This window comes from Mesorhizobium qingshengii, from assembly GCF_900103325.1.
In the GTDB taxonomy this organism is placed as follows: Bacteria; Pseudomonadota; Alphaproteobacteria; order Rhizobiales; family Rhizobiaceae; genus Mesorhizobium; species Mesorhizobium qingshengii.
The window spans coordinates 81690-98009 of the sequence record NZ_FMXM01000018.1; the positions used below are offsets into that span (position 1 = coordinate 81690).

Annotated in this window: 18 protein-coding genes; 16 read left to right on the plus strand and 2 right to left on the minus strand. The window is 63.7% G+C overall.

The features are described 5' to 3' along the window. Positions 1-12: 12 nt before the first annotated feature. Complete coding sequence (locus BLS48_RS24680) at positions 13-240, minus strand: hypothetical protein (RefSeq protein ID WP_091583385.1); 228 nt, start codon at positions 238-240, stop codon at positions 13-15. Here BLS48_RS24680 and BLS48_RS24685 point away from each other — a divergent pair. From BLS48_RS24685 to BLS48_RS24710, 6 genes are all read left to right on the plus strand, one after another. After that, positions 221-1726 (plus strand): UxaA family hydrolase, encoded by a 1506-nt coding sequence (locus BLS48_RS24685; RefSeq protein ID WP_091583388.1) that lies wholly within the window; start codon positions 221-223, stop codon positions 1724-1726. The genes BLS48_RS24680 and BLS48_RS24685 overlap by 20 nt on opposite strands. 59 nt (positions 1727-1785) lie before the next feature. Continuing rightward, entirely contained in the window at positions 1786-2784 is a 999-nt protein-coding gene (locus tag BLS48_RS24690) for an aldo/keto reductase (protein WP_091583391.1), read from the plus strand. A 351-nt stretch (positions 2785-3135) separates the two neighbouring features. Further along, a complete protein-coding gene (locus BLS48_RS24695; protein ID WP_091583393.1) occupies positions 3136-4128 on the plus strand; it encodes an ABC transporter substrate-binding protein in 993 nt (330 codons plus the stop codon). A gap of 157 nt (positions 4129-4285) precedes the next feature. Next, the gene (locus tag BLS48_RS24700) at positions 4286-5839 is read left to right on the plus strand and encodes a sugar ABC transporter ATP-binding protein (protein WP_091583396.1); all 1554 of its coding nucleotides are present in this window, start codon (positions 4286-4288) and stop codon (positions 5837-5839) included. Next, positions 5836-6801 carry an ABC transporter permease gene (locus BLS48_RS24705; RefSeq protein ID WP_091583398.1) on the plus strand — a complete coding sequence of 322 codons (966 nt, stop codon included), beginning with the start codon at positions 5836-5838 and terminating at the stop codon, positions 6799-6801. The genes BLS48_RS24700 and BLS48_RS24705 overlap by 4 nt, the downstream gene beginning before the upstream one ends. A gap of 71 nt (positions 6802-6872) precedes the next feature. Beyond that, entirely contained in the window at positions 6873-7892 is a 1020-nt protein-coding gene (locus tag BLS48_RS24710) for a zinc-binding alcohol dehydrogenase family protein (protein WP_091583401.1), read from the plus strand. A gap of 155 nt (positions 7893-8047) precedes the next feature. On the opposite strand, the gene phnF is transcribed toward BLS48_RS24710, so the two are convergent. After that, on the minus strand, positions 8048-8797 hold the full coding sequence (phnF, locus tag BLS48_RS24715) for a phosphonate metabolism transcriptional regulator PhnF (RefSeq protein WP_167365239.1): 750 nt from the start codon (positions 8795-8797) through the stop codon (positions 8048-8050). A 121-nt stretch (positions 8798-8918) separates the two neighbouring features. Here phnF and phnG point away from each other — a divergent pair, with 121 nt between their 5' ends. The 10 genes from phnG (at position 8919) to phnC (ending at position 16185) form a co-directional block, all read left to right on the plus strand. Continuing rightward, entirely contained in the window at positions 8919-9380 is a 462-nt protein-coding gene (phnG, locus tag BLS48_RS24720) for a phosphonate C-P lyase system protein PhnG (protein WP_091583586.1), read from the plus strand. Further along, positions 9380-9991: a phosphonate C-P lyase system protein PhnH gene (gene phnH, locus BLS48_RS24725; protein WP_091583406.1), complete on the plus strand. Its 612-nt coding sequence runs from the start codon at positions 9380-9382 to the stop codon at positions 9989-9991. The genes phnG and phnH overlap by 1 nt, the downstream gene beginning before the upstream one ends. Position 9992: 1 nt before the next feature. Then, positions 9993-11105, plus strand: coding sequence for a carbon-phosphorus lyase complex subunit (locus BLS48_RS24730; RefSeq protein WP_091583408.1), 1113 nt, complete (start codon positions 9993-9995; stop codon positions 11103-11105). A gap of 5 nt (positions 11106-11110) precedes the next feature. Next, a complete protein-coding gene (locus BLS48_RS24735; RefSeq protein WP_091583411.1) occupies positions 11111-11344 on the plus strand; it encodes a hypothetical protein in 234 nt (77 codons plus the stop codon). A gap of 5 nt (positions 11345-11349) precedes the next feature. Then, positions 11350-12249, plus strand: a complete 900-nt coding sequence (locus BLS48_RS24740) for an alpha-D-ribose 1-methylphosphonate 5-phosphate C-P-lyase PhnJ (protein ID WP_091583589.1) — start codon at positions 11350-11352, stop codon at positions 12247-12249. Next, positions 12246-13022, plus strand: coding sequence for a phosphonate C-P lyase system protein PhnK (phnK, locus tag BLS48_RS24745; protein ID WP_091583414.1), 777 nt, complete (start codon positions 12246-12248; stop codon positions 13020-13022). Before BLS48_RS24740 ends, phnK begins: the two co-directional genes overlap by 4 nt. A gap of 68 nt (positions 13023-13090) precedes the next feature. Further along, complete coding sequence (gene phnL / locus BLS48_RS24750; protein ID WP_091583416.1) at positions 13091-13798, plus strand: phosphonate C-P lyase system protein PhnL; 708 nt, start codon at positions 13091-13093, stop codon at positions 13796-13798. Then, on the plus strand, positions 13795-14412 hold the full coding sequence (locus BLS48_RS24755; protein ID WP_091583419.1) for a DapH/DapD/GlmU-related protein: 618 nt from the start codon (positions 13795-13797) through the stop codon (positions 14410-14412). The genes phnL and BLS48_RS24755 overlap by 4 nt, the downstream gene beginning before the upstream one ends. Positions 14413-14499: 87 nt before the next feature. Beyond that, positions 14500-15216 carry a DUF1868 domain-containing protein gene (locus BLS48_RS24760; protein WP_091583421.1) on the plus strand — a complete coding sequence of 239 codons (717 nt, stop codon included), beginning with the start codon at positions 14500-14502 and terminating at the stop codon, positions 15214-15216. A gap of 111 nt (positions 15217-15327) precedes the next feature. Beyond that, positions 15328-16185: a phosphonate ABC transporter ATP-binding protein gene (phnC, locus tag BLS48_RS24765; protein ID WP_091583424.1), complete on the plus strand. Its 858-nt coding sequence runs from the start codon at positions 15328-15330 to the stop codon at positions 16183-16185. Positions 16186-16320: the final 135 nt, after the last annotated feature.

The window sequence follows — 16320 nt, forward strand, 5'->3', positions numbered from 1 at the left end:
AATATGACGTTCCTAGCGCATGGCCCCGAAAAGCGGAATCGCTTTTCGGCAATCCATGGTCTGGCTCAGTGCTTGAAGCATCCCCCTCACCCAGAGCCATGCGGAGCTGCAGCGAAAAAACAATTGACGCAAAATTGTTTTTTCACGATAAAAGACATTATCTCTTAACAGGCGCGTGTCAATCCGTCCGCGCATCCCAGGATCACCCAGGAAACCGCCCGTGAACGCCTCGAACAGCATTCTTCTCTCCGCCGCCGACAATGTCGCCGTCGCCAACGGCCGCATCGATATCGGCACCACGCTGCCGGGCGGCGCGCTTGCCACCGCCGTCATCGAACCCGGCCACAAGGTGGCGATCAAGCCCATTCCCGCCGGCTCGGCCGTGGTCAAATACGCCCAGGCGATCGGCCGCGCCACGCAGGACATCGCGCCCGGCGAGCATGTCCATTCGCACAATCTGGTTTTCGAAGCCGGTCGTTTGCCGGTGGTGCCGCCGAGCGAGGCGGAGCACGCAACGGAGGCGGACCGCGCCCGCACCTTCATGGGTTATCGCCGCGCCGACGGTCGCGCCGGCACGCGCAACTTCATCGGCATCATCGCCAGCGTCAATTGCTCGGCCACCGTCTGCCGTAGCATCGCCGATCAGGCCAACCGCACGCTGCTGCCGAAATATCCCGGCATCGACGGCTTTGTTCCCATCGTCCACGGCCAGGGCTGCGGCATGAGCGCCACCGGCGACGGCATGATGGTGCTGCACCGCACGCTCGCCGGCTATGCCCGCCACCCCAATTTCGGCGGCGTGCTGATGGTCGGGCTCGGCTGCGAGGTCAATCAGTTGACCCTTTACGGCCAGAAGGGCGCCGCCGCCGGCAAACGCCATTTCAACATCCAGGACGCCGGCGGTTCGCGCAAATCGGTCGAAAAGGCGATGGGCGTGCTGGCCGAGATCGCCGAGGAAGTCGGCCAGTTGAAGCGTGAGCCGATCCCGGTCAGCGAGATCGTAGTCGGCCTGCAATGCGGCGGCTCCGACGGCATGTCGGGCATTACGGCCAATCCGGCGCTGGGTGCGGCTGTCGATATCCTGGCCGGCGTCGGCGGCATCGGCATCCTCTCCGAGACCACGGAAATCTACGGCGCCGAACATCTGCTCGCCTACCGCGCGGCAACCCCGGAGGTCGCGCAGAAGCTCGACGGGTTCGTGAAATGGTGGGAGGATCACGTCGCCAAGCACGGCGCCTCGATCGACAACAACCCCTCGCCCGGCAACAAGCGGGGCGGCCTGACCACCATCCTGGAAAAGTCGCTCGGCGCGGTCGCCAAGGGCGGCCAGACGCCGCTCAACGGCGTGTTCGGCTATGCCGAAAAGGTCACCGGGCACGGCCTGGTGTTCATGGACACGCCCGGCTACGATCCTGTCTCGGCCACCGGCCAGGTGGCCGGCGGCGCCAACGTCATCGTCTTCACCACCGGCCGCGGCTCCTGCTTCGGCTGCCGGCCGACGCCGTCGATCAAGGTCGCCACCAATTCGACCATGTATCACCAGATGGAAGAGGACATGGACGTCAACTGCGGCGTCATCGCCTCCGGCGAAAAGACCATCGCCGGCATGGGCCGCGAGATCTTCGAACTGATCGTCGAGACGGCTTCCGGCCGCAAGACCAAGAGCGAGGACTTCGGCTACGGCGACAACGAGTTCGTGCCCTGGCATCTTGGCGCAACGCTCTAGATTTCACCGACATCCGAAGACTGCCAGGCCGGACAACGGTCGGGAACGGGAGGTTGTGCATGGAAAAACGCCGCATCGGTCAGACTGCGCTCGAGGTCACCGAGGTCAGCTTTGGCGGCGCCGCGATCGGCGGCCTCTACCGCGCCTGTTCGCGCGAGGCGGCGATGGAGACGCTGCAAGGCGCCTGGGAAGCCGGCTTGCGCTACTTCGATACCGCGCCCTTCTACGGTTTCGGCCTGTCGGAACGACGCTTCGGCGACTTCCTGCGCTACAAGCCACGCGATTCCTATGTGTTGTCGACCAAGGTCGGCCGCCTGTTCCACCCGGTGCCGGACGACCAGGTTCCCGATCATTCCTATGTCGATCCGCTGCCCTTCGCGCTGGACTACGACTACTCCTATGACGGCATCATGCGCTCGGTCGAGTTCAGCTACGCGCGGCTTGGCCTCAACAAGATCGACATCCTGTTCGTGCATGACATCGGCGCCTACACGCATGGCGTCGAGAAGAACAAACTGTACTTTCGCCAGCTGATGGATGGCGGTCTCAAGGCGCTGGAGGAACTGAAATCCTCTGGCGTCATTTCTGCCTATGGACTCGGCGTCAATGAAGTCCAAATCTGCCTCGACGTCATGCGCCGGGCGCCGCTCGACTGCATCCTGCTCGCCAGCCGCTATTCCTTGCTCGACCGCAGCGCGGAAGCGGAGCTGCTGCCGCTTTGCCGGGCGCAACAGACGTCACTGGTCATCGGCGGCGTGTTCAACTCCGGCATATTGGCGACCGGGCCGGTGCAGGGCGCGCATTTCGACTATCAGCCGGCCAGCCACGATGTGCTCGACCGCGTCGGAGCGATGGAAAGGATCGCCGCCGAAGGCGGCTACCCCCTCGCCGCTGCCGCGTTCCAGTTCCCACTGCATGAACCGGCGGTTGCCACCGTGCTGACCGGCACCGCCAAGTTGGCGAACCTGACGCGCAACCTCGAACTGCTCGATATCGAAGTGCCGGACACGGAATATGCCAGATACCGTCCCTATACCGTGGTGCAGGAGTTGGGATGAAGCTGGTGCCCGTTCGCCGCTGAAACGCCCATTCTGGCAGGTCCCGGCTTCACAAACTTGCGATCCCGGAAAAGAACGGACATTCCATGTTGACTATGGTATGGAATTAATATTCCATACCTTTCAGGGAACGAAACGGGAGCGTTTGACCGCGGCAAGGGAGAAGCGGTGCGGTCGATGTGTCTCCGCCAGGCCTCGGGAGGACTGGCGCGAAACAACCGCTTGCATCGACAGGATCGATGCACTATCAAAACACTGCAAATGTTTTTTATTGATAAAGTTCTGTTTGGGCCGCGCCTATCCGGACGGAGCTACCGTAACGTTCACCGGGCGACTTAGGGAGGAATCCTAATGAAATTCGTGACCAGCATTCTCAACCGCCGCGCCGTGATGGCGCTGGCAGCAGCTTCGATGCTCGCCGGCGTCATGCATTCGGCGCCGGTTTCGGCGGCGGACGTGACCATTCCGATCATCGTCAAGGACACCACGTCGTTCTACTGGCAGATCGTTCTGGCCGGCGCCCGCAAGGCCGGCAAGGATCTCGGCGTCAACGTGCCCGAGCTCGGCGCCCAGGCCGAAACCGATGTCAACGGCCAGGTGTCGATCCTCGAGAACGCCGTTGCTAGCAACCCGGCGGCCATCGTGATAGCCCCCACCGAATTCAAGGCGCTTGGCAAGCCGATCGATGAAGCCGCTGCCAAGGTCAAGGTTATCGGCATCGACTCCGGCGCCGACTCGAAGGCCTTCACCTCGTTCCTGACCACCGACAACGTGCAGGGCGGCCGCGTCGCCGCCGACGGCCTCGCAGCCGCCATCGGCGCCGCCAACGGCGGCAAGATCGAGGGCGACGTCGCCCTGATCACCAACGCTCCTGGCGCCGGCTCGCTCGAACAGCGCAAGCAGGGCTTCACCGAACAGCTCAAGGCAAAATATCCGGGCCTGAAGCTGGTCGCCGACAAATATGCCGACGGCCAGGCCACCACCGGCCTCAACATCGCCACCGACCTGATCACCGCCAACCCGAACCTCAAGGGCATCTTCGCCTCCAACCTGATCATGGCGCAGGGCGTCGGTCAGGCTGTCGCCGAAAACAACCTCGGCGGCAAGCTGGCGCTGGTCGGTTTTGACAGCGACGAGAAGCTGATCAAGTTCCTCAACGACGGCGTCATTTCCGCCCTCGTCGTCCAGGATCCCTACCGGATGGGCTATGACGGCATCAAGACCGCGCTCGCCGCCTCGAAGGGCGAGAAGGTCGAGGCCAATGTCGATACCGGAGCCAATCTGGTGACCAAGGACAACATGAAGGACCCCAAGATCGACGCGCTGCTCAACCCGAAGCTCTGAGCATCGCATCCGCAATGGTTTCCGGGGCCCAGGCCCCGGAAACATCCACCGCCGGCACAAGCGGCTTGGAAATCCGCAAGCTTAGGCTAGGCTGTTTTTCGGGGCATATCATTGCCTTGCCGCATGCCAACCGTGAGGCCAGTCTGGGAGGATTGTCATGACGTCGACGGCGCAGGAACTGCATCCGGCACCGGTGCTGGCACCAGGGCGAACCATCCTCGAATTGCGGGGGCTGGAGAAGCGCTATCCCGGCACTCACGCGCTGAAGCCGGTCAACCTCGCCTTCAAGTCCGGCGAGATCCACGCCATCGTCGGCGAGAATGGCGCTGGCAAATCGACCCTCATCAAGCTTTTGACCGGCGTCATGCCGCGCACTTCCGGAGAGGTCATCTGGGAAGGCCAGCCGGCAGCCCTGGCGACGCCGCATGAGGCGATGGCGCTCGGCATCAATGCCGTGCATCAGGAAGTGGTGCTCTGCCGCCACCTGACGGTCGCCGCCAACATGTTCCTCGGCGAGGAGAATTCCCGCTTCGGCATCCTGCAACAACGGGCCATGGTCAAGGACGCGCAGAAGATCATCGACGATCTCGGCTTCGACCTGCCGGCGCATGTCACGCTGGGCGACCTCACCATCGGCCAGCAGCAGCTCATCGCGGCGGCCCGCGCCACCGTGCGCGGAACCAAGTTCCTGATCTTCGACGAACCCACAGCCTACCTGACCCGCAAGGAGGCCGACCAGTTGTTCACCCTGATCCGCCGGCTCAAGGGCGAAGGCGTGACGATCATCTATATCAGCCATCGCATGGAAGAGGTGTTCGAGCTCGCCGACCGCGTTTCCGTGCTGCGCGACGGCACCCTCGTCGGCACCCGCAACATCGCCGAGACCAACGATGCCGAGTTGGTCAAGATGATGATCAACCGCTCGATCGAGCAGGTCTACCACAAGGAGCATTTCACGCCCGGTGCCCCGATCCTCGAGGCGAGGAACCTGTCCGGCAAGGGCTTCGAGGATGTGTCGATGACGGTTCGCGCCGGCGAGATCGTCGGGCTCTACGGTCTGATCGGCGCCGGGCGCAGCGAGTTCGTCACCACGCTTTACGGCCGCCACCGCAAATCAGCGGGCCAGATTCTCTGGGAAGGCAAGGAGGTCCAGATCAATTCCGAGCATGATGCGATCAAGCTCGGCATGGCGCTGGCGCCGGAAAGCCGCCGCGACCAGGGCCTCTGTCTCAACCTGTCGGTCGGCCTCAATCTCAACTTGCCGATCTACAAGCGCATTTCGAACAATCTGCTGATTTCGAGCGCGCAGGAAAAGACCCAAGCCGACCGCCAGATCGCCGATCTCCGCATCAAGACGCCGACGCGCGGTGCGTTGGCCTCCAGCCTGTCGGGTGGCAACCAGCAGAAAATTGTCATCGGCAAATGGCTGGCCCACGGCGCCAAGCTGTTCATCTTCGACGAGCCGACGGTCGGCGTCGATGTCGGTACCAAGGCCGAGATCTACCGCCTGTTCGGCGCACTGTTGTCGAAAGGCGCCGGCATCATCCTGATCTCGTCCTATCTGCCGGAAGTCTACGAGCTCGCCGACACGCTGCACGTTTTCCGGCGCGGCAAACTGGTGGCGACGCACGGTTTTCGCGCCGCCAGCCACGAGGACATTCTCACGCAGGCGCTCGCCGAGAAACAAGAAAAGCTGGGAGGACAGATATGAGCACCGAGGCGATCGCTGTCGAAAAACCGAAGCGCAACTACAACGTCCTGTTTGGGCTGACGCTCTTGGCGCTCCTGGTTCTGCTGTGGATCGTGCTTTCCGTGGCGACGCCAAGCTTCGCCTCGGGCAACAACCTGGCCAATCTTTTGCGGCAGGGCTCGATGATCGCCATCATGGCGGTTGGCCAGACCTTCGTCATCATCACCGGTGGCATCGACCTGTCCGTCGGCGCCGTGGTCGGTTTCGCCACCGTCGTCGTCGCCATGATGATCAATGCCGGTTTCCCCATCTGGCTCGCCATTCTGGTGACGCTGCTGGTCGGCGTTGCCATCGGCATGTTTCACGGCTTCGGCATCGTCAAGATGGGCCTGCCGCCCTTCATCATCACGCTGGCGACATTGACCTCGCTGCGCGGCATTGGCTTGCTGATGACCAATGGCAACTCGATCAACATCAACAGCGACACCTTCACCGCGTTCTCGCGCAACTCCTTCATCGGCATCCCCAATCTGTTCTGGATGGTCATCCTGGTCGGCATTCCGGCCTATGTTTTCCTTCACCACAGCCGCTGGGGCCGGTATCTGTTCTCGGTCGGATCCAACGCCGAGGCCTCGCGCCTTTCCGGCGTCAACGTCCAGCGCACCATCTACATGGCCTACACGTTGTCGGGCCTCTGCGCGGCCTTCGTCGGCGTGCTGCTTGCCGCCCGCATCGGCATCGGCAATCCGACCCAGGCCGAAGGCTGGGAACTGCAGGCCATCGCCTCGTCGGTGATCGGCGGCACCTCGCTGTTCGGCGCCGTCGGCTCCGTCCATGGCCCGTTGCTCGGCGCCTTCATCCTCGCCACCATCAACAACGGCGCCAATCTGCTCAACGTCAATTCGTTCTGGCAGCGCATCATCACCGGCGCGCTGATCATCATCATCGTCTACTTCGACGGGCTGCGCCGCCGCGGCAAGTAGACCGCCCTCAATCAATCGTCGGCCCGACGTGACTGCCGGGCCGGCGATTTCATGACAGACTGGATTGAAGCATGAAAGCCGTCGTCTGCCGCTCGCCCGGCGATCTTGTCCTGGAAGATCGTCCCGCACCCGGCGCGCCACTACCCGGCTGGGCGCTGGTGGCGGTCAGCCATGTCGGCATCTGCGGCACCGACTACCATATCTTCGAGGGCAAGCACCCGTTCCTCGCCTATCCCCGCATCATGGGCCATGAGGTGTCGGGAACCGTGGTCGAGGCCGGTGAAGGTGTCGATCTTGCCGTTGGCGAGCCAGTCGTCATCAACCCCTATCTTTCCTGCGGCAAGTGCATCGCTTGCCGGCACGGCAAGCCGAACTGCTGCGTCAGGATCGAGGTGCTCGGCGTCCATCGCGACGGTGCCATGTGCGAACGGATCCTCGTGCCGGCGCAAAATCTTTATCCGGCAAACGGTCTGTCGCTGGCGGACGCCGCCGCCGTCGAGTTCCTCGCCATCGGTGCGCATGCCGTGCGGCGCTCACGCGCCGATCCCGGCGCCCGCACGCTGGTTATCGGCGCCGGCCCGATCGGGCTCGGCACGGCCATCTTCGCCCGCATCGCCGGGCTCGGCGTGACGCTGCTCGACATGAGCAGCGAAAGGCTCGCCTTCGCCGCGAACGAGCTCGGCTTCCAGACCCTCGACGGCTCGCGCGGCGCGGCACCAGATCTGGTCAGGGAAGCGACCGGCGGCGAAGGTTTCGAAATGGTTTTCGACGCCACCGGCAACACCCAGTCGGTGCAGTCGGCGTTCGCCCATGTCGCGCATGGCGGAACACTGGTGCTGGTCAGCGTCGTCAAGGACGACATCGTCTTTTCCGATCCGGAATTCCACAAGCGTGAGATGACGCTGATCGGCAGCCGCAATGCGCTGCGCGCCGACTTCGATCACGTCGCGGCCTCGATCCGCAACGGCGCGGTGCCATTGGCCAAGCTTGTCACCCACCGCACATCGCTTGCCGAAACGCCGCGCGATCTCGCCCGCTGGGCACACGAGAAATCCGGCCTGATCAAGGCTGTGATCGAGGTCGGGTCATAACATGGCAGGCGGTGAACCCGGCCCGAATTGACGACGCCCCGCGCAGGTCGAAGGCGGTCCTCAAACGCCAAGCCGCTGAAAAGTGAGCGGGGCCGAGCTGGTCTGATGTCAGCGTGAGTCAGATAAATCGCGGTCTCGTATAAGGCCGGCACTCCCTACAGCGCCGACAGCTTCAGCTCCACCCGCTCGGCCGGGAAGCGCGATTCGGAAAACTGGATCGGCTGGCCGTCGGGCGTAACGTTGACGGCGACCGTGACCAGCACGATGGCGCCCGGCTGCAGGTCGAGGTCGGCTAAATCGGCGGCATCGGCATGGCGCGCCGACAGCACGGTCGATTGCCGCAGATAATCGTCTATGCCGAAACGCGCCAGCGATGCGGTGATCGAACCGGTTTCCGCCATCGCGGCATCGATGCCGGCAAAGCGCTTGGCTTCGAACCAGCCGGCAGCGCGCGACACCGCCCGCCCATCGGCTTCGCCGCGCGTTTCCAGCCTTATCACATCGGCCCCCTTGGCAAGGCCAAGGCCCTCGGCAACGCGCTGGCTGGCCGGCTCGACCGACGAGGCGAGCAGGACGATGTGCCTTTCCGACGTCTGCTCTTGCAGACCCGTCGAAAAACGTGTGCGCGCACCGATCGGATAGGACAGCCGCTTGCGCGACAGCACGAAGGTGCCGCGCCCCTGCTCAGCCCGCAGTACTCCTTCCTGCACAAGGGCGGATATGGCGCTGCGCACGGTGTGACGGTTGACGCCGTAGCGCTCGGCCAGCGCCACCTCCGGCGGCAGCGCGGCATTCTCGACAAAATCGCCAACGGCGATCGCGTGCAGGATCTTGTCGGCAATCTGCCGCCAGAGCGAGACGCCACTGCGCCGCTCGATTCTGTCAGCTGCCAGCCGCCCGATCATCATTTGCCCGCGGCCTTCTATCGCTTGTCATCCACCCGTCATGGACTCGCGTTAGATAATGGGTATAATTTGTATAGATGTCTATATCAATAGACAAATTTAGACAAGAGGAATGTGGCTTATGCGAGGACAGGAAGCCCGCGACCAGGCCGAGCGCAAGGCCGCCATGGCAACACTGGCGCAATCCAGCGGCGATGACATCGTCCGGCTCTGGAACGAGGCCGGCTTGCCCTCGGAAGCCGAACTGCTGCGCGGCCCCGAGACCGGCCTGGTGACCATGCGCGGCCGTATCGGCGGTGGCGGCGCGCCCTTCAATGTCGGCGAGGCGACCGTTACCCGCGCCACCGTCAGGCTGCCGTCCGGGCAGGTCGGCCATTGCTATGCGCTTGGCCGCGACAAGCAGAAGGCAAGGCTGGCGGCCATCGCCGACGCGCTGTGGCAGGACCCGGCCCGCCGCAACGAGGTCGAGACCAAAATCATCGCGCCCCTGCAGGCGGCGCTGACCACAGCGCATGAAAAACGTCGCGCCGAGACGGCGGCAACGAAGGTGGATTTCTTCACAATGGTTCGCGGAGAAGATTGATGGACGCAGCTGTGCAATCGATCGAGGGCGGTTTCGCCGATCCGGTCTTCAACGCCCAGACCGTATTCCGCGCCGTCATGGACGCGATGGCGCGGCCGGGCAGCGTGCAGCCGCTGCCGGCCTTCGCCCGTCCGCCGGCGCCGCTCTCGGCAACCGCCGGTGCCATAGCACTGGCGCTTTGCGACAATGACACCCCGCTCTGGCTCGACCCGATGCTGCAAACCTCCGCCGCGATCAGATCCTGGCTTGGTTTCCACTCTGGCGCACCACTGGCCAACACGCCGGCCGATGCGCATTTCGCATTTGTCGCCATGCCGGCCGAGATGATGGCGCTCGACGGCTTTTCGCAAGGCACGCAGGACTATCCTGATCGCTCGACCACGCTGATCCTGCAAGTCGGGGACCTCGTGTTAGGTACGCCGCTGCTGCTCGAAGGCCCCGGCATCGAGACGAGCGCCAAGATCGCACCGGCCCGGATGCCGCGTCATTTCGTCGAGCAGTGGAAGCAGAATACCAAGCGCTTTCCGCGCGGCGTCGACATCATCCTCGCCACCGCTGACGGCATCGCCTGCCTGCCGCGCACGACGCGCATCAAGACGATGGAGGCCTAGGATGTATGTCGCGGTAAAAGGTGGCGAAGCCGCAATTGCCAACGCCCACGGCCTGCTTGCCGACCGCCGGCGCGGCGACCGTTCGGTGCCTGCACTTCGGCTCGATCAGATCGTCGAGCAGCTGGCGCTCGGCGTCGACCGGGTGATGAGCGAAGGCTCGCTCTACGATAGGGAATTGGCGGCACTGGCCATCGTCCAGGCGCGCGGCGACATGATCGAGGCGATCTTCCTGGTGCGCGCTTATCGCACCACGCTGCCGCGCTTCGGCTACACAAAGCCGATCGACACCGCCAACATGCTGGTCGAGCGGCGCGTGTCGGCAACCTACAAGGACCTGCCCGGCGGGCAGTTGCTCGGCCCGACCTTCGACTATACCCACCGGCTGCTCGATCCCGAGCTTGCCGCCGGCGCCGATGTTGCCGAGCCCTTGCGGCGCGAGACGGAAGCGCAGGCCATGCCGCGCGTCTCGGCGATCCTCGCCCGCGAAGGCCTGATCGAACCGGATGGCGAGATGCCACAGGACCATGTTCCCGGCGACATCACCCGCGAGCCGCTGGAGTTCCCGATGGCGCGCGACATCCGCCTGCAGGCGCTGTCACGCGGCGACGAAGGTTTTCTGCTGGCGCTCGGCTATTCCACCCAGCGCGGCTATGCCCGCAACCATCCCTTCGTCGGCGAGATCCGCATCGGCGAGGTCGAGCTGGAACTGGATGTGCCCGAACTGCCCTTCGCCGTGCCGCTCGGAAGCGTGCAGGTCACCGAATGCCAGATGGTCAACCAGTTCAAGGGTTCCGCCAAGGCGCCACCGCAATTCACCCGCGGCTACGGTATGGTCTTCGGCCAGAGCGAGCGCAAGGCGATGGCGATGGCGCTCTGCGACCGGGCTTTGCGCGCCAGCGAGTTGGGCGAGGATGTCGTCGCCGCCGCCCAGGACGAGGAGTTTGTCATCTCGCATTCCGACAATGTCCAGGCGACCGGTTTCGTCGAGCATTTGAAGCTGCCGCACTATGTCGACTTCCAAGCCGAGCTCGATCTCGTGCGCCGCATGCGGGCCGAATATGAAGCACGCGAAAATCCCACAAAGGTCGAAGAAAAGCGGGAGGCAGCGGAGTGATGCTAATGGCCGCCGCCATCAACCAAGCCGCCGCCGTAACCACCACTTGCGCCGGCAACAGTCTCGCCCTGCGCGCCATCTTTCGGCGCGGGAAGAACCATTCTTCGAAGGACAAAGCCAACCACGCCGACGAAAACCAGCAGCAGGATTCCGATGTGTATCCATCCGGTTTGGGTCATCTGAACTTGGCCCTGTTTCCGCGCATTGGAAGTCAATTCAATAGCATAGAGCGGATGTGATCGCCATGACCGACATCGCCACCTACAACTTCGCCTATCTCGACGAGCAGACCAAGAGGATGATCCGCCGCGCGATCCTCAAGGGCATCGCCATCCCCGGTTATCAGGTGCCGTTCGCTTCGCGAGAAATGCCGATGCCCTATGGCTGGGGCACTGGCGGCGTCCAGGTTACCGCTTCGATCATCGGCCCCGACGATGTGCTGAAGGTTATCGACCAGGGTGCCGACGACACCACCAACGCAGTCTCCATTCGTGCCTTCTTCAAGAAGGTCGCCAATGTCGCGGTGACGACCGATACCGGCAGCGCCACCATCATCCAGACCCGCCACCGCATCCCCGAGCACCCGCTGACGGCGGGCCAGGTGCTGGTCTACCAGGTGCCGATCCCCGAGCCACTGCGCTTCCTCGAACCGCGCGAGACCGAAACGCGCAAGATGCACGCGCTGGAGGAATACGGCCTCATGCATGTGAAGCTCTACGAGGACATCGCCAGGCACGGCCGCATCGCCACCACCTATGCCTATCCAGTCAAGGTCGAGGGCCGCTATGTGATGGACCCGTCGCCGACGCCGAAATTCGACAATCCCAAGATGCACCGCTCGCCGGCCCTGCAGCTGTTCGGCGCCGGCCGCGAAAAGCGCATCTACGCGGTGCCGCCCTTCACCAGCGTGGTCAGCCTCGACTTCGAGGATCATCCGTTCGAGGTGCAGACCTTCGACCAACCCTGCGCGTTGTGCGCGGCCGAGAATGTCTATCTCGACGAGGTCATTCTCGATGACCATGGCGGCCACATGTTCGTCTGCTCCGACACCGATCACTGCGAGAAGCGGCGTGAAGAGGGTCATCGCGGCCATCTTGCCTCGGAAACCCACCTTGCCCCAGGAAACATGGAGCCGGCGCAATGACCGACGAACCACTGCTGCGCGTCTCGGCGCTTTCCAAATTCTACGGCTCGCGCGTCGGCTGCGATAACGTCTCCTTCGATCTGTGGCCGGGCGAAGTTCTGGCGGTGGTCGGCGAATCCGGCTCCGGCAAGACGACGCTGCTCAACTGCCTGTCGACGCGTCTGCTGCCCAGCTCCGGCACCGCCAGCTACCGCATGCGCGACGGCCAGTTCCGCGAGCTTTACCGCATGAGCGAGGCCGAGCGCCGCTTTTTGATGCGCACCGACTGGGGTTTCGTCCACCAGAACCCGGCGGATGGCCTGCGCATGACGGTGTCGGCCGGTGCCAATGTCGGCGAACGGCTGATGGCTGTGGGTGATCGCCATTACGGCAAGATCCGCGCCACGGCCGTCGACTGGCTGTCGCGCGTCGAGATCGACGAGGACCGCATCGACGACGAGCCACGCGCCTTTTCCGGCGGCATGCGCCAGCGCCTGCAGATTGCCCGCAACCTCGTCACCGGGCCACGCCTGGTGTTCATGGACGAACCGACCGGCGGCCTCGATGTCTCGGTGCAGGCCCGCCTGCTCGACCTGTTGCGCGGCCTGGTCACCGATCTTGGCCTCGCCGCTATCGTCGTCACCCACGACCTCGCCGTGGCACGCCTTCTGTCGCAGCGCATGATGGTGATGAAGGACGGCCGCGTCATCGAAAGCGGCCTCACCGACCGCGTGCTTGATGACCCGCGCGCGCCCTACACCCAGCTTCTCGTTTCTTCCATCTTGCAGGTCTAGCCGCGTGATCCCGAAAAGTGGAAAGCGGTTTTCGGACCAGATCATGCGGCAAAACAAAGGACACTGACATGGCAACCCCGCTCGTCGTCTCCGACGTCGCCAAGAGCTTCACCATGCATCTGCGCGACGGCATCAAATTGCCTGTCGTCGCCGGTGTCTCGTTCTCGATCAGGGCTGGCGAATGCACCGTGCTTGGCGGCCCGTCCGGTGCCGGCAAGAGCTCGATCCTCAAGATGCTCTACGGCAACTACGCCGTTGACGAAGGTCAGATCATCGTCAGCCATGACGACGGCTTGATCGACCTTGCCACCGCCAGCCCGCGCACCGTGCTTGCGGTGCGCCGCCAGACTATCGGCTATGTCAGCCAGTTCCTGCGCACCGTGCCGCGCGTCCCGGCGCTGGATGTCGTCGCCGAGCCGCTGGTCGAGCGCGGCGAGGACCGCGAGGGCGCGCGCGACAAGGCGCGCGCCTTGCTGGCGCAACTCAACCTGCCGGAGAAACTCTGGGCTCTGCCGCCGGCGACCTTCTCCGGCGGCGAGCAGCAGCGCGTCAACATCGCGCGCGGCTTCATCACCGAGCACCCGATCCTGCTGCTCGACGAGCCGACCGCCTCGCTCGATGCCAGGAACCGCGACGTGGTGATCGAACTCATCGCTGGCAAGAAAACGGCGGGCGTCGCCTTCCTCGGTATCTTCCACGACCATGACGTGCGCGAGGCGGTTGCCGACCGCATCATTGACGTTACCGTTTTTGCCCCGGGAAAAATCGCCGCATGACCAGGAAATTGTCGGAAGCGCCGCTGGTCCACCCGACGGCTGAGGTACAGAATTCGACGCTTGGCCGCTGGACCGAGATCGCCGACCGCAGCCGGGTTTCCGAAAGCGAACTCGGCGATTACTCCTACATGATGCAGGACTGCGCCGTCTGGTGTGCGACGATCGGCAAGTTTGCCAACATCGCAGCAAGCGTGCGCATCAACGCCACCAACCACCCGACCTGGCGGCCGACGCTGCACCATTTCACCTATCGCGCCTCCGACTATTGGGACGATGCCGAGCACGAGAGCGAATTCTTCGCCCAGCGCCGCGCCAAGCGCGTCACCATTGGCCATGACACCTGGCTCGGTCACGGCTCGACCATCCTGCCCGGCGTCACTGTCGGCGATGGCGCGGCGGTCGGCGCCGGAGCGGTCGTCTCGAAGGATGTCGCGCCCTACACCATCGTCGGCGGAGTGCCGGCCAGGCCGATCCGCGAGCGCTTCGACCGCCGCACCGCCGAGCGCTACCAGGCGCTTGCCTGGTGGGACTGGGACCACGCAAGGCTGCGCGCCTCGCTCGATGATTTCCGGTCGCTTGAGGCCGAAGCCTTCCTGGAAAAATACGGCGGATAAGCCATCACATCATCGTCATGGGCGAGCCTGTTTCATATCCCTGACACATCGCCGGGGCAGGACGCGGTCTTTCCCTTGGAGATCGCAATGCCTGTTTCTGTCAGACCGTCGCTCGCCGCATTCTTTGCCGGCTCCAATCCGACCCCTCCGTTGCATCTCGGCACCCGCTACGACACATCGGGCAATTTCCTGATCGAACCCGGCAACACGGTTGTCAGCCACCTGGTCAGCGGTTCACCATCCGAGGCCGTGGTGCTTGCCGTACGCGACCGGATGCTGGCGATGCCCGACGCCGACCGGCTGGCCTTCACGCCCGTCTCCAGCCTGCACATGACGCTTTTCCAGGGCATCATCGAATACCGTCGCCGGTTGCCCTACTGGCCGGGTGACGTACCGCTCGACACCAGCATCGACGCGATGACTCGCCTCTATCTGGAGCGGCTGAAGAGTTTCGAAGGCTCTGGCCCGTTCAACATCAAGGTGGTCGAAGTCGTACCGACGGGACTAACCGTTGCTGGCGCGACGGACGACGACGTGCGCATCATGCGTGCCTGGCGCGATGCCTTGGCCGTGCCATTCGGATACCGGCACCCCGATCACGACGCTTACGTCTTCCACATCACCTTCGCCTATCAGATCCAGCGGCTGGCGGACGACAGGGTGGCTGAATGGCAAGCGCTGTTCGATGAGTCTCTCGCGCTTTTCGCGCGGCAGGCGCCGGTGATCGAGATCAAGACGCCTGCCTTCTGTGCATTCCGCGACATGAAGCACTTCGAGGAGTTGCTGGTCCTGGGCAGGCCGTAAGCTACGCGTCAGTGGAGCGTAACAAAACTGACATCCCCGCGACATGGCAGGTTCATGCGGCTGCGCTAGCGAGAACCAGACGATCAATATGGTCCGCACTGGAACTCGCCAATGTCAGCCACCTCTGCCACGCTCGAAATCCGCGGCGTCTCTCGCCGATTTGGCAAGAATATCGCCGTCAGCAATGTCGACATTTCCATCCCGCAAGGTCAGATGGTCGGCATTATCGGCCGTTCCGGCGCTGGCAAATCGACCCTTTTGCGCATGATCAACCGTCTCATCGATCCCAGTCAGGGGTCGATTTTTTTTGACGGCGCCGAGGTTTCCCAGTTGCGCGGTTCGCCGCTCCGACGCTGGCAGCGCGACTGCGCCATGATCTTCCAGCAGTTCAACCTGGTGCCGCGCCTCGACGTGCTGACCAACGTGCTGCTCGGCAAGCTGAACCACCGTTCGACCATCACCAATCTGTTCGGCATGTTCTCGCGCTCCGAGTGCGCTGAGGCGGTTGCGGCGCTGGAGCGGCTCGATATCGCCCGCACGGCACTGCAGCCCGCCGGCACCTTGTCGGGCGGCCAGCAGCAGCGCGTCGCCATCGCGCGCGCCATGATGCAGCAGCCCAGGGTTATCCTCGCCGACGAGCCGATCGCTTCGCTCGATCCGCTCAACGCCAAGGTGGTGATGGATTCGCTGCAGGACATCAATCTGCGCGAAGGCATCACCGTCGTCACCAATCTTCACACGCTGGATACCGCCCGCACCTATTGCAACCGCATCATCGGCATGGCTGCCGGCAAGGTCGTCTTCGATGGCCCGCCGGAAGAGCTCAACCGCGAGGCCGTGCGTCTCGTCTATGGCGCCGACAGCAATGGCGGCGAAATCTCCGAGGCCATCACCTCGACCAGCGTTGCCATCAAGCAAAAGATCGCCGCATCCGCCGGACCGCTCGAGCCCGCATTCCCGGGCTACTGAGCCCATGATCCCGAACCGAAGGACCGCGCCAGCGAAAGGTGGAATCCGGTTTTCGGGAAAGACCATGGGCCAGGAAAGAGCGGTTGGGATCGCCAGCCCGCGTCAAGGGCACCTGTCGAAATCAAGAACGCTGCC